Origin of the sequence: Kitasatospora sp. NPDC097643, from assembly GCF_040302625.1 — a bacterium.
Classification (GTDB): domain Bacteria; phylum Actinomycetota; class Actinomycetes; order Streptomycetales; family Streptomycetaceae; genus Kitasatospora.
Window position 1 is genome coordinate 1 of record NZ_JBEOSA010000038.1, and the last position, 13,043, is coordinate 13,043.

General features: G+C 74.6%; 12 protein-coding genes. 11 read left to right on the forward strand and 1 reads right to left on the reverse strand.

Going from position 1 to position 13,043, the window contains the following annotated elements:
• Positions 1-175 precede the first annotated feature (175 nt).
• The 11 genes from ABTY15_RS23470 (at position 176) to ABTY15_RS23520 (ending at position 10,902) form a co-directional block, all read left to right on the forward strand.
• On the forward strand, positions 176-367 hold the full coding sequence (locus ABTY15_RS23470) for a hypothetical protein (RefSeq protein WP_350597787.1): 192 nt from the start codon (positions 176-178) through the stop codon (positions 365-367).
• A gap of 2 nt (positions 368-369) precedes the next feature.
• On the forward strand, positions 370-726 hold the full coding sequence (locus tag ABTY15_RS23475; RefSeq protein ID WP_350597794.1) for an ArsR/SmtB family transcription factor: 357 nt from the start codon (positions 370-372) through the stop codon (positions 724-726).
• Positions 727-806: 80 nt separating this feature from the next.
• A complete protein-coding gene (locus ABTY15_RS23480; protein WP_350598075.1) occupies positions 807-2,432 on the forward strand; it encodes a SulP family inorganic anion transporter in 1,626 nt (541 codons plus the stop codon).
• Between the two features lie 83 nt (positions 2,433-2,515).
• Positions 2,516-2,695, forward strand: a complete 180-nt coding sequence (locus tag ABTY15_RS23485; protein ID WP_350597801.1) for a DUF8834 family protein — start codon at positions 2,516-2,518, stop codon at positions 2,693-2,695.
• Positions 2,696-3,136: 441 nt separating this feature from the next.
• Positions 3,137-3,496 (forward strand): ArsR/SmtB family transcription factor, encoded by a 360-nt coding sequence (locus ABTY15_RS23490; RefSeq protein ID WP_350597808.1) that lies wholly within the window; start codon positions 3,137-3,139, stop codon positions 3,494-3,496.
• Positions 3,497-3,691: 195 nt separating this feature from the next.
• Positions 3,692-4,177 (forward strand): NADH-quinone oxidoreductase subunit B family protein, encoded by a 486-nt coding sequence (locus tag ABTY15_RS23495; RefSeq protein WP_350597813.1) that lies wholly within the window; start codon positions 3,692-3,694, stop codon positions 4,175-4,177.
• Positions 4,174-6,195: a proton-conducting transporter transmembrane domain-containing protein gene (locus tag ABTY15_RS23500; RefSeq protein WP_350597817.1), complete on the forward strand. Its 2,022-nt coding sequence runs from the start codon at positions 4,174-4,176 to the stop codon at positions 6,193-6,195. The genes ABTY15_RS23495 and ABTY15_RS23500 overlap by 4 nt, the downstream gene beginning before the upstream one ends.
• 58 nt (positions 6,196-6,253) lie before the next feature.
• Positions 6,254-7,207 carry a respiratory chain complex I subunit 1 family protein gene (locus ABTY15_RS23505; protein ID WP_350597821.1) on the forward strand — a complete coding sequence of 318 codons (954 nt, stop codon included), beginning with the start codon at positions 6,254-6,256 and terminating at the stop codon, positions 7,205-7,207.
• Between the two features lie 37 nt (positions 7,208-7,244).
• Complete coding sequence (locus tag ABTY15_RS23510) at positions 7,245-7,904, forward strand: hypothetical protein (RefSeq protein ID WP_350597825.1); 660 nt, start codon at positions 7,245-7,247, stop codon at positions 7,902-7,904.
• The gene (locus ABTY15_RS23515; RefSeq protein WP_350597829.1) at positions 7,904-9,388 is read left to right on the forward strand and encodes a proton-conducting transporter transmembrane domain-containing protein; all 1,485 of its coding nucleotides are present in this window, start codon (positions 7,904-7,906) and stop codon (positions 9,386-9,388) included. Before ABTY15_RS23510 ends, ABTY15_RS23515 begins: the two co-directional genes overlap by 1 nt.
• 2 nt (positions 9,389-9,390) lie before the next feature.
• On the forward strand, positions 9,391-10,902 hold the full coding sequence (locus tag ABTY15_RS23520; RefSeq protein WP_350597833.1) for a hydrogenase large subunit: 1,512 nt from the start codon (positions 9,391-9,393) through the stop codon (positions 10,900-10,902).
• Positions 10,903-10,955: 53 nt separating this feature from the next.
• On the opposite strand, the gene ABTY15_RS23525 is transcribed toward ABTY15_RS23520, so the two are convergent.
• Positions 10,956-12,974: a DUF8189 domain-containing protein gene (locus tag ABTY15_RS23525; RefSeq protein WP_350597840.1), complete on the reverse strand. Its 2,019-nt coding sequence runs from the start codon at positions 12,972-12,974 to the stop codon at positions 10,956-10,958.
• Positions 12,975-13,043: the final 69 nt, after the last annotated feature.

Sequence of the window (13,043 nt, forward strand, 5' to 3'; positions counted from 1 at the left end):
CACGTCGTGCAGGCCGCCGAGCCAGCCGGCCTCCTGGAGGTCGTCCCCCCGGCGAGTGAATGCCGACCTGCAATGATCGGAACTTGAAGAATTCTTCAAGTTCATAGATGATGCTGCCTTGTATTTCGACCGGAGTGTGGCCGCGCGCGGCAGCGCCCGCGGCGAGGAGGGGCGCATGAGCGACGTTTTCGACCAGGAGCTTCGCGAGCAGCTCGCCGAGGCCCGCCGGCAGCGGGCGAGCGCGCGGGCGGCAGGCGACGAGGACGGCGCCCAGGCGTACGCCGGGCGGGTCTCCGAGCTCCTGCGGATCGCCGGCCGGCACGGCATCGAGGTCGAGCACGTCACCGAGGAACAGGAAGAAGTCTGAGCATGGCCGTCCCGCTCTACCAGGCCAAGGCGGAGTTCTTCCGCACCCTCGGCCACCCGGCGCGCATCCGGGTGCTGGAACTGCTCCAGGACGGTCCGCGCCCGGTGCGCGAACTGCTCGGCGCCATGGAGATCGAGCCCTCCAGCCTCTCCCAGCAGCTCGGCGTCCTGCGCCGCAGCAACCTGGTCACGGCCACCCGCGAGGGCAACACCGTCGTGTACGCGCTGAGCACGCCGGACGTCGCCGAGCTGCTGCGGGCGGCCCGCCGGATCCTCACCGAGATGATCACCGACCAGGAGGCGCTGCTCGCCGAGCTGCGCGAGGACGCCGGGCAGGGCGAGCGGGGGAAGGCCGCGTGAGCGCCTCGCGGACCACCCTGACGGTCCAGGTCACCCGACGGATCCGGGCCGTGCTGCCGAACCGCGCGATCCTCGCCACCATGGGGCGTTCGCCGCGCAAGGACCTGCTGGCAGGTCTGACGGTGGCGATCGTCGCGCTGCCGCTCGCGCTGGGCTTCGGGGTCGCCTCCGGGGCCGGCGCGGAGGCGGGGCTGGCCACCGCCGTGGTCGCCGGCGCGCTGGCCGCACTGTTCGGCGGATCGAACCTCCAGGTCAGTGGGCCCACCGGGGCGATGACCGTGGTACTGGTGCCGATCGTGCACCAGTACGGCACCTCCGGCGTGCTGACCGTCGGGCTGATCGCCGGTGTGCTGCTGATCGGCCTCGCCCTCGGCGGGGCCGGCCGCTTCATGGCCTACGTCCCCGCCCCGGTGGTGGAGGGGTTCACCCTCGGCATCGCCGGGGTGATCGGGCTCCAGCAGGTGCCCGCCGCGCTCGGCGTCACGAAGAGCAACGCCGAGAACGTCGTGGTCGTCGCCGGCCAGGCCGTCGCCGACTTCGCCCGGCATCCGCACCCGGCGGCGCTCGCGCTGGCGGGCGGCGTCGCCGCGCTGATGCTGGTCGGCGCCCGGGTGCGCCCGGGCCTGCCGTTCTCGCTGATCGCCGTGGTCGGCGCGACCCTGGTGGCCCGGTTCGCCCACCTGGACGTGGCGACCATCGGACACCTCCCCGACGGCCTGCCGCTGCCGTCCCTGGGCTTCCTCGACCTCGGGGCCGTCCCGCACCTGCTCACCGCCGCCCTCGCGGTCGCGGCCCTGGCGGCGCTGGAGTCGCTGATGTCCGCGACCGCCGCCGACGCGATGAGCGTCTCCGAACGTCACGACAGCGACCGGGAGTTGTTCGGCCAGGGGGTGGCCAACCTGGTCGCTCCGCTGTTCGGTGGTGTCGCCGCCACCGGTGCGATCGCCCGCACCGCCGTCAACGTCCGCTCCGGCGCGGCCTCCAGGCTCGCCGCGCTGGTCCACGCGGCCGTGCTCGCCGTCGTGGTCTTCGCCGCCGCCCCGCTCGTCGAGGACGTCCCGCTGGCCGCGCTCGCCGGCGTACTGATCGCCACCGCCGTGCGGATGGTCGAGGTCGCCTCGCTGCGCGCGCTCGCCCGCAGCGGACGCGGCGAGGCCGCCATCCTGGTCCTCACCGCCGCCGCCACCCTCGCCTTCGACCTGGTCACCGCCGTCATCGTCGGCCTGGCCGCGGCCGGGATCCTGGCCCTGCGCCAGGTCGCCCGGTCCGCGCTGCTCCAGCAGGTGCCGCTGCACGACGGCCTGGCTCCGGCCGACCACCACGAGGAGGAGCAGGCGCTGCTCGCCGAGCACATCGTCGCCTACCGGATAGACGGCCCGGTGTTCTTCGCCGCCGCACACCGCTTCCTCCTCCAGCTCGCCGAAACCGCCGACGTCAAGGCCGTGATCCTGCGCCTGTCCCAGGTCACCGCCATCGACTCCACCGGCGCCCTCGTCCTCGGCGACGCGATCAGCAAGCTGGAACGGCGGGGCATCCTGGTCCTGGTCTCCGGCGTCAAGCCCGGCCACCGGCGCACCCTGGACGCCCTGGGCGTCCTGGACGAGCTGCACGCGGCGGGGCGAGTCTTCGCCCACACCCCCGACGCCATCGCCCACGCCCGCACCCAACTGCACACCACCGGCGTCCTCGCGGACGCCACGGCATGAAACGCCGACCGATGAGCGCACCCCGGGAGCAGCCCTGGCGGCCCCCGCTCGTCACACCCGCACCCTGACCCGAAAGGACGCCCTTGCGCTTCGAGATCACCCCCTTCGACGACCACGGCACGCAGACGGCCGCCGACCTCGTCGACCTGACCACCCTGCGTGAACGCCTCGCCGAGGCCGCCCTCACCGGCCAGCGGCTGCACATCCGCCCCCGGCCCCGCCACGACCGCCCCGCCACCCGGCACCAGGAGCGCCGGCCATGAGCGGCGACGCCACCTCGGGGGAGAGCTCGGCCCGGCCGCCCCGGCGTCGGTTCCGGGGCGGCCTGCCGAAGGAGGCGCTTCCGGATGCCTCCCTGCGGTGACTTTATCATTTGCTAAGATTGGCAACTGCGAGGACAGTGAAGGAGTCGGAGCGCGTATCTCACCGGGCCGAAGCGCCGTGGTGTCGTCCGCTCCGTACCTGGTGCCGGGCGGGTCGTGCTGCACCGCGCCAGGTGTGCGGCGCCACCGCCGAGGCCCGGGCGTCCGCTCCCCCCTGCTGGTCGGCAGGGCTGCCCTCGTACTCGCCGCCGCCCTTCGGGTGTGGTGTCTCTGACGGAGGGCGGCGGCGGGAATGTCCTTGGTGATCGTCTGAACTGCGCAATTGCTAAAGTTGGATCAGGTAGAGGTCCGCTTTCGAGCGCTGATGGAGACGGTGACGACGTGAACGCCGAAACCCCCACCCCGCCTCCGGTGGTCAGCGTGCCGCTGTACCAGCTCAAGGCCGAGTTCTTCAAGACGCTCGGCCACCCGGTGCGGATCCGGGTCCTGGAGCTGCTGAGCCACCGGGAACACGCCGTGGCCGAGCTGCTCCCCGAGGTCGGCGTGGAGGCCGCGCACCTGTCCCAGCAGCTCGCCGTGCTGCGCCGTGCCCGGCTGGTCGCCTCGCGCCGCGAGGGCTCGACCGTCCTCTACCGTCTCACCACCCCCGAGGTCGCCGAACTCCTCACGGTCGCCCGGGGCATCCTCAGCCACGTCATCACCGGCCAGGCCGAACTGCTGGACGACCTGCGGACCACCTGAGCACCGGACCGGTCCCGGCCGGCCCGGGCGTTCCCCCGAAGGGCTGAACCGCCCCGGCGGCATGCTGTTCTGCGAACCCCAGCAGTTGCTAATCTCCGAAAGTCCGCAAGACGGTCACGTTCCGAGAGGGACGGTGCACCCAGGCGGACGGAATCGGCTGCGGGGTGAACCCTCGCCGGGGCGGAGAGGTCGGACGTGGGTCTGCTGCGCAAGATCCGTGACACCGGGCGGGTGGCCGAGCCCGCCCCGCCCGCACCCACCGCCGAGGAGGCCCCGCCGCAGGCCCGCGCCCTCGGCGGCTCGGTGCAGGTACGGCACGTGGACGCGGGGTCGTGCAACGGCTGCGAGATCGAGATCGGCGGCGCGTTCGGCCCGGTCCACGACGCGGAGCGGTACGGGGCCCGGCTGGTGGCCTCGCCCCGGCACGCGGACGTGCTGCTGGTCACCGGCCCGGTGACCCGCAACATGGCCGAGCCGCTGCGCCGTACGTACGAGGCCGTGCCGGAGCCCCGACTGGTGGTGGCGGTGGGCGACTGCGCGCGCGACTGCGGCCTGTTCGCCGGCGCCTACGGAGTCGAGGGCGCCGTCCGGGACGTGGTGCCGGTGGACCTGGAGGTGCCGGGCTGCCCGCCCGAACCGGCCGCCATCGTGGCGGCCCTGCGCCGGGTGACCGGCCGGTGAGCGCGGTCGGCCCGGCACTCGGTGCCGCGAGCGCGCTGGCCGCCGCCGGCAGCGCCGCCGCGCTGCTGGTACCCGAGCGCGGGCGGGCGGCCGCCGTCGGGGTGTGCACCGCCGGGGTCGGGGCGGCCGGTGCGGTGGCGGGGACGGCGGCCCTGGGCGGCGCCCACTGGGCCGCCCGCTTCCCGGAGCTGCTCCCGCTCGCCGGGGTCGAGCTGGCCGTCGACGCCCTGTCCGGGCTGTTCACGGCCGTCTCCGGGGGCGTGGTGGCGGCGGTCGCCGTGTACGGGATCGGCTACACCGGACACGGTCTGACGTCCCGCCCGGTGCAGGCGCTGCTCCCGGTCTTCGCCTGGACCCTGATCCTGGTGCCGGCCGCCGCCAGCGTCTCCACCTTCCTGCTGCTGTGGGAGCTCATGGCGGCCGCCTCGCTGCTGCTGGTGCTGGCCGAGCACCGGCACCGGCGGGCGGTGCGCGAGGCCGGGCTCTGGTACGCGGTGATGACCCACCTCGGCCTGGTCCTGCTGCTGATCGCCCTGCTGCTGTTCGCGGCCCGCGCGGGCGGCCAGTCCTTCGCGGCCCTGCGCGCCGCCGCCGACTCGCTCCCACCCGCCGTCCGGGGCACGGTGTTCGTCCTGGCGCTCGCCGCCTTCGGGTCCAAGGCGGGCATGGTGCCGCTGCACGCCTGGCTGCCCCGGGCCCACCCGGAGGCGCCGAGCCACGTCTCCGCGCTGATGAGCGCCGCCATGGTCAACCTCGGTGCGTACGGCCTGGTCCGGGTCGGCTTCGACCTGCTGGGTGGCGGGCCGCGCTGGTGGTGGCTGCTGACCATCGGGCTCGGCGCGCTGTCGGCGGTGTACGGGATCGTGCAGGCGGCCGTCGCCACCGACCTGAAGCGCCTGCTGGCGTACTCGACCTGCGAGAACCTCGGCCTGGTCCTGCTCGGCGTCGGCGCGGCGGGCCTGTTCGCGCAGGGCGGCGACCGGCCGCTGGCCGCGCTCGCCCTGGCCGCGGCCCTGCTGCACGTGGTCAACCACGCGGCGTTCAAGGCGCTGCTGTTCTGCGCGGCCGGCTCGGTGCTGCGGGCCACCGGCACCCGGGACCTGGACGCGCTCGGCGGGCTGCGCGCCCGGATGCCGGTCACCTGCGCGCTGTTCGCGGTCGGGGCGCTCGGCGCGGTCGCGCTGCCGCCGGGCAACGGCTTCGTCAGCGAGTGGCTGCTGTTGCAGTCGCTGATCCACGGCCTGGCGGTGCCCGGCGTGGCCACCGCCGTGATGCTGCCGGTGGCGATCGCCGCGATCGCGCTCTCCGCCGGGCTGGCGGCGGCCGCCTTCGTGAAGGCCCTGGGCGTCGGGTTCTTCGCCCGCCCGCGCAGTGCCGCCGCCGCGGCCGCCGTCGAGAGCCCGCGGGCCGTGCTGGCGGGCCTGGGCCTGCTCGCCGCCGCCTGCGCCGCGCTCGCGCTGTTCCCCGGGATGCTGGCCGACGGACTGGCCCGGGCCACCGCCGCGGCCGGGCTGGCCGGAGGCCGTCCGGTGGACGCGCCCGGACTGCACCTGCGGCTGGCCCAGGTGTCCGGCGTGCTCGCCCCGCTCTGGCTGGCACTCGCCCCGGTCGCCGCCGTCCTCCTGCTCGCCCTGCTGCTGCGGCTGGTGGCCCGCGCGCCCCGGCGCCGACAGGCCCCGCTGTGGGACTGCGGCGCGGGCGCGCCCACCGCCCGGATGGAGTACACCGCGACCTCCTTCGCCGAGCCGCTCCAGCGGGTCTTCGACGACGTCCTCGCCCCGGAGCAGGACATCGACGTCACCCCGGTGCGCGAGGCCGCGTACCTGGTGGAACGCGTCCGGTACCAGCGGACCGTCCCGGACCGCATCGAACACCGGCTCTACCGGCCGGTGCTGGCCCTGCTCGCCGAGGCGGGCCGGGCCGCCCGCCGACTGGCCGACGGCAGCGTCCACCGCTACCTCGGGTACGGATTCCTCGGGCTGATCACCCTGCTGGTCGCGCTGGCGGTGACCGGGTGAGCGGGCGATCGGGGCATCTTCGGCCCAGGGCGTGTCTTGAGCGCGGTGAGGCGGGCGGATGAGTGCCGTCGGAGCGGTGGCGATGGTCGGCCAGACGGCCGTGGTGACGGCGGGCGCGCCCTGGCTCGCCGGGCTGATGCGCCAGGTGCGGGCCCGAATGGAGGGCCGCGCCGGGCCCGGCCCCGGCCAGCCCTGGCGGGACCTGCGCAAGCTGCTGCGCAAGGAACCCGTCACCGCCACCGGCACCGGCTGGGCCTTCCGCGCCGCCCCGTTGCTGCTGGTGGCGACCACCGCCGTGGTCGCCACCCTGGTACCGCTGGCGTCCACCGACACCCCGGTCAGCGACTCCGCCGACCTGATCGTCGTGGTCGCGCTGCTGGCCCTCGGGACCGTCGCCCTGGCCCTGGCCGGCCTGGACACCGGGACGGCCTTCGGCGGCATGGGCGCCTCCCGCGAGATGACCGTCGCCGCCCTGGTCGAACCGACCCTGCTGATGGCGGTCTTCGCCCTGTCCATCCCGGCCGGCTCCACCAACCTGGCCGCCATCGTCGCCGGTGCCGTCCACGACCCGGCCCGGCTCGCCACCCCCGCCGGACTGCTGGCCGCCTTCGCCCTGGCGGTGGTCGTCCTCGCCGAAACCGGCCGGCTGCCGGTGGACAACCCGTCCACCCACCTCGAACTGACGATGATCCACGAGGCGATGGTGCTGGAGTACGCGGGACCGGACCTCGCGCTCGTCGAACTCGGCACCCAGATGCGGCTGACCGTCCTGCTCGGCCTGCTCGCCGCGCTGTTCGCGCCGTGGGGCATCGCCACCGGCGCGAGCGCCGGGGCCGTCCTGCTCGCCCTGCCGCTGTTCGCCGTCAAGGTCGCGGTGCTCGGGGCGCTGCTCGCCGCGGCCGAGGTGTGCTGGGCCAAGGTCCGTCTGTTCCGGGTGCCCGAACTGCTCGCCGGCTCCTTCCTGCTGGCGCTGCTGGCCGTGGCCTCCTCCTACTTCCTCACCGGAGAGTGAGCCCGTCGATGAACCCCTGGACCCGGGGCCGCGGCCGATGAGCGACGGCACCTTCACCCAACTGCTCGATCTCGCCTGCGGGATCCTGCTGCTCGCCGCCGTGCTGGTCCTGTGGCGGCGTGAACTCGCCACCATCGTCCGGGTGTTCGCCGCCCAGGGCGCGGCGCTCGCCGCCATCGCGGCGCTGCTCGCCGTCCACGAGCACCGCTGGGAGCTGCTCGGGGTGGCCGCCGGCATCGCCGTCCTGCGGGCCGCCGTGCTGCCCCACCTGATGCGTCGCGCCCTCGCCGCGAGCGGCGGTGCGCAGGAGGCCGCGCCACTGGTCAACGTCGCCGCGTCGCTGCTCACCGCCGCCGCGCTCACCCTGCTCGCCTACGCCGTCGCCCGCCCGCTCACCGAACTCGCGCCCTCGCCCGCCACCCGGGCGCTGCCGGTCGGGCTGGCCGTCGTCCTGATCGGCTTCTTCGCCCTGGTCACCCGCCGCCACGCGCTCTCCCAGGTGGTCGGCTTCCTGCTGGTCGACAACGGGATCACCGCCGTCGCCTTCCTCGCCACCTCCGGCGTACCGCTGATCGTCGAACTCGGCGTCTCCTTCGACGTCCTGTTCGCCGTCCTCGTGCTACAGATCCTCACCACCCGGATGCGTGCCGCCTTCGGCAGCACCGACCTCGACGACCTGCGGAGGCTGCACGACTGATGCCCCCCGATACCTCCGTGCTCCTGCTCACCCTGCCGATCGTGGCGCCCGCCGCCGTCGCGGGCGGCTACGCCGTCACCGGGTGGCGGCCCGCCACCGCGTGGGCCGGGCTGCTCTCCCCGGGCGCGATCCTGGCCTGCGCCGCCGCCCTCGCCACCGACGTCCCCGGCCACGGCCCGCGGTCCGCGTACGGCGGGCTGCTGCGCGCCGACGCGCTGGCGGTGTGGATCCTGCTCGGCGTCGGCACGGTCGGCGCGCTGGCCTGTGCCGCCGCCCCCGCCCACCTGGCCGGCGAACGCGCCGGCGGGCACGCCGACCAGGGCTCGACGCAGCGCTTCGGCGTCCTCGTGCACCTGTTCCTCGCGGCCATGGCCCTGGCCACCCTCACCGCCAACCTCGGCGTGCTCTGGGTCGCCGTCGAGGCCACCACCATCGTCACCGCCTTCCTGGTCGGCCACCGCCGCACCCGCGCCGGCGTCGAGGCCGCCTGGAAGTACGTGGTGATCTGCTCGGCCGGCATCGCCCTGGCCTTCCTCGGCACCGTCCTCGTCTACTACGCCGCCCGGCACGCCGGCATCTCCGAGGCCGAGGCGCTGGACTGGCCGACCCTGCTCGCCAATGCCGACCGCCTCGATGAACGGACCGTACGGCTCGGAGCGGCGCTCGCCCTGCTCGGGTTCGGGGCGAAGGCCGGTCTCGTCCCGCTGCACGCCTGGCTGCCCGACGCCCACAGCCAGGCCCCCGCCCCGGTCTCGGCGCTGATGTCCGGCGTCCTGCTGGCGGTCGCCTTCACCGCCGTGCTGCGCTACAAACTGATCGCCGACGCCGCACTCGGCACCCACTTCGCCCGCAGCATGCTGCTCTGGACGGCGCTGCTCACCCTCACCGTCGCCACCGCCCTGCTGCTCGGACAGCGGGACTACAAGCGTCTGCTCGCCTACTCCAGCATGGAGCACATGAGCCTGATCACGCTGGCCGCCGCCGTCGGCAGCCGGCTCGCGGTCTCCGCCCTGCTGCTGCACATGGCCGGCCACGGGCTCGCCAAGGGCGTCGCGTTCTGCTCCTCCGGACACATCCTGCACCTGACCCGGACCACCCGGATCGGCCGGGTGCGCGGTCTGCTCGCCCGCGCCCCCGCGCTCGGCGGCGCCTTCGGCCTGGCCGTGCTCGCCCTGCTCGCGCTGCCGCCGTTCAGCCTCTTCGCCTCCGAACTCGCCATCGCCCGCGCCGGGTTCGACTCCCCACTCGGCTGGGCCGTGGTGGTCGCCCTGGTCCTCGTGCTGGCCTCGTTCGCCGCGATCACCGCGCGCACCGCCCGGATGCTGCTCGGGCCCAGGCCCGACGGCGCGGCGGCCCCGGCGCGGGCCGGGTTCGCGGTCTGGGCGCCGCCGGCGGCCGGACTCGCCGTCTGCGCGGCCCTCGGGATCACCATCCAGCCGCTGAACGAGCTGCTGGCCGCGGCCGCGCGGATCGGAGGCCACTGACCGTGCCGTCCGTCCACCGCGCCACGATCGACCTCGAACCGTCCGAACTCCCCACCCGGGCGGCCGGCCTGCTCGCCGCCGGCAACCGGCTCGCACTGGTCGCGGCGCACCACGACCCGGGCGAGGTCCGGGTGGTGTACCTCTTCGTCCAGGGACCGCCCGACACCCGCACCGAGCTGCACGTCCACCTCGACCCACGGCAACCCGCCGTCCCCAGCCTCGCCGGAATCTCCTTCCCCGCCGGCCGGTTCGAGCGGGAGATGCGCGACCTGCACGGCATCGTCCCGCTCGACCACCCGCTGCCCCGGCGGCTCGTCCGCCACCCGCACTGGCCGCGCGGCTGGTACCCGATGCGCCCCGACGCCGGGCCGCCCCCGCCGTTCGGCGAACCCGAGGGCCCGTTCCCCTTCCTCACCGTCGAGGGGCAGGGCGTGTACGAGATCCCGGTCGGCCCCGTCCACGCCGGCCTCATCGAACCCGGGCACTTCCGCTTCTCCGTGGTCGGCGAGACCATCCTCAAGCTCAAGGCCCGGCTCTGGTACGTCCACAAGGGCATCGAGCGGCACTTCGAGGGCCAGGACCCGGTCGAGGCCGTCGCCCTGGCCGAACGCGTCAGCGGCGACACCGCCGTGGGCCACGCCCTCGCCTACTGCCGCGCCCTCGAACAGGCCACCCGCACCACCGTGCCCGCCGAGGCCCGGGCCGCCCGCGCGCTGCTGCTCGAACTCGAACGCGTCCACAACCACGTCGCCGACCTCGGCGCGCTGTGCAACGACGTCGGCCACGGCATCCTCAACGCCCACGCCTGGCGCATCCGGGAACAACTCCTGCGGCTCAACCGGGAGATCACCGGCCACCGGCTGCTGCGCGGCGGCGTCCGGCCCGGCGGCTGTGCGTTGCTCGCGCTGCCGCCGGCCGAGCGGCTGCGGGCGATCGCCGGTGACGTGGCGGAGTTGGTCGACCTCGCCCTCGGCCACCGCACCATCCTCGACCGCTTCACCGGCACCGCGGTCCTCGCCCGGGATGCCGCTCAGGGTCTCGGGTGTCTCGGCCCGGTCGCCCGCGCGAGCGGTCTGGCCACCGACGCCCGTCTCGCCCATCCCGAGCACGACCACGGCGGCGCCCTCACCAGCCATGTCCTGACGGGCGGTGACGTCCTCGCCCGCTTCCGCGTCCGGGCCCAGGAGGCGCAGACCTCACTCGCCCTGGCCGAGCGCCTCGCCGACGGGCTGCCGCTCAGGGTCACCGCCAACTGGCCACCGCCGCGGGGCGGTCACGGATCGGGCAGTGGCAGTGGCAGTGGCAGTGGCAGCGGCCTGGCCGAGGGCTGGCGCGGGACCGTCGCGACCCGGATCGAACTGACCCCCGAGGGCCGACTCGGCCGCGTCAAGATCGTCGATCCGTCCTTCTTCAACTGGCCCGCCCTGCCGGTCGCGCTCGCGGACACGATCGTGCCCGACTTCCCGCTCACCAACAAGAGCTTCAACCTGTCGTACGCCGGGAACGACCTGTGACCCGGTGGGCCGACCCTTGGGTGCCTGAGGGACAGTGAGCCGGGGCCCTGGCGTCAGCCGCCGATCTGCTGCCAGCTGCCGAAGGGGCTGTCCGCGCCGGGGGCGGTCTGGCGGGCGGCGTGGAGGGTGGCGTCCCGGCCGAAGGCCAGCACGACCCTGCGGCCGGCGGCGTCCACCGTCACGGTCGGCGCACCGATGATCACCTTGCCGAGGTCCGGCCAGGTGGTCGCGAAGCCGTGGTCGGGGGCGCTCTGGGAGACCAGGCTGACCCCGCCGCCGCCGTTGCGGGTGGCGACGGTCATCCGGCCGTCGGCGCCGGTCGCCACCGAGACGCCCTCCAGGGCGGCCGGGCCGCCCATCGCGTCGGGCGTGGTGGTCCAGGAACCGTCCGCCCGGACGTACTGGGTGACGACCTGTCCGGTGTGGGCCTGGTGGTAGAAGAGTTCGAGCCGGCCGTCGGCGTTGCGGCCGACGGTGAGCGGTCCGGCGGGGGCGGGGCCGAGGAAGGCGGCGTCCTGGACGAAGGGGCCGTCCGGGGCCGACTGCCGCCAGTGCCGGATGCCGTCCTTGGCGGGGGCGAAGACGTCGACCCGGCCGTCGGTGGCGAGGGCGGCGGCCAGGCCGTCACGGACCCAGCCGCCGCCGAGGTCCGCCCAGTTCGCCGTCCAGCCGCCCTGCGGGAGCTGGGAGACGGCGCTCACGCCGCCCCCGCCGTTGCGGACGAGGACGGTCAGCAGTCCGTTGTGGCCGAGCACGGGCACCGGGCTGCCGACGTACTGCGGGTCGGCCGGGTTGGGGTTGCCGAGGTCGGTCCAGCCGCTCCACGTGCCGGGGGCGGTCTGGGCCGTCGTGACGATCCGGTTGTCGTCGAGCCGGATGCCGAACAGGTGGATCAGCCCGGCGGCGTCCTTCACCACACCGAGGGAGGGGGCGAGCCCCTCGCCGCCCGGGACGGCCGTCGGGCCGGACCAGTCGCCGCCGGGCGCGGACTCGCGCCAGGCCTGGACCCGGCCGTCGAGCACGCCGAAGGCGTTCAGCGACCCGGCGCCGTCCAGGACCGACCGGGCGGTGCCGTTGGACCAGCGCACGTACTGGCGGGCCGGGAACATCGCGTAGAAATTGGCCTCGTTCGGATCGGGCTGCGGATCGTACTTTCCGGAGTAGTTTCCGGTGACGCCGTTGCGATTGGGGCCGAGATAGGCCAGGAACGTCTTCCGCTTGTCGTCCGCCACGCCCGGGGAGACGTTTTCCGGATCGATCCGGACGTTGTAGTCGCGGTAGTTCCGCAGCAGGAAGTGGCCGTTTCCGTCGGGCCCGTGGTAGCCGAGCGCGGCCTTTCCGGCGAATCGCGCACCGCCGATGTGGTCGGAGTTGTCGGCGAGGTTGGTGATGTCCCGGGTGTAGTTGTAGGCGACCCGCGGGTCCTGGGCCAGCACCACCGTCGGCCGGAAGCGGTTCATCAGCTCGGTGAGCGAGGCCACCAGGTCGTCGTGGCGGTAGGACTGGCCGGCGTAGGCGGCGTCGCACGCGCCGTCCGCCGGGAGGCTGCCGAGCGTCGTGACGGCCGAGGAGCCGCCGGAGCCCGCGCCGAACAGGCCGGCCAGCGTGGTCTGCCCGGTGCCGCCGGGGTAGTTCTTGTCGCCGCTGGAGTGCAGCTTGAGGAAGACCAGCTTCACCTGGGGCGCCTGGTCCAGGGTGTCGACCTCGACCGTCCTGCCGTTGGACAGGCGCAGCGGGGTGACGGTCCAGGTCGGGGCGGTGACGCCGGCGATCCGGGCGTGCGCGGCCCGCGCGCCGGTGTCCCGGCTGGCCGCGTAGGCGCAGGGGCTGGGGAAGCGGGCGTCCACCGTCTCACCGGCCGTCAGGTAGACGGTGACGGACGGGGCCGCGTACTCCCGGCTGAGGTCCGGGTTCATGAACAGGATGTCGTCGTCCTGGTGGGCGACGATCTGAAGGAACGACTCGGGTGCGGTGGCGGCCTGGGCCGTCCCGGCGATACCGGTGCCGGCCAGCGCCGGGACGGTGGCCAGGGCGGCCGCCAGCGCGACGCGGGCGGGGATCCGGAATTGCATCGACCTCGTCCTCTCCTGCGGTTCGGATCCGGAGGGAGTTCGGTGCCGTTCCGCCGTTCGTGAAATGAC

Coding starts and splice junctions, on each gene's coding strand:
- ABTY15_RS23525 (WP_350597840.1), bottom strand. CDS start 12,974: ATGCAATTCCGGATCCCCGCCCGCGTCGCGCTGGCGGCCGCCCTGGCC.
- ABTY15_RS23515 (WP_350597829.1), top strand. CDS start 7,904: ATGCCCCCCGATACCTCCGTGCTCCTGCTCACCCTGCCGATCGTGGCG.
- ABTY15_RS23475 (WP_350597794.1), top strand. CDS start 370: ATGGCCGTCCCGCTCTACCAGGCCAAGGCGGAGTTCTTCCGCACCCTC.
- ABTY15_RS23505 (WP_350597821.1), top strand. CDS start 6,254: ATGAGTGCCGTCGGAGCGGTGGCGATGGTCGGCCAGACGGCCGTGGTG.
- ABTY15_RS23510 (WP_350597825.1), top strand. CDS start 7,245: ATGAGCGACGGCACCTTCACCCAACTGCTCGATCTCGCCTGCGGGATC.
- ABTY15_RS23470 (WP_350597787.1), top strand. CDS start 176: ATGAGCGACGTTTTCGACCAGGAGCTTCGCGAGCAGCTCGCCGAGGCC.
- ABTY15_RS23480 (WP_350598075.1), top strand. CDS start 807: ATGGGGCGTTCGCCGCGCAAGGACCTGCTGGCAGGTCTGACGGTGGCG.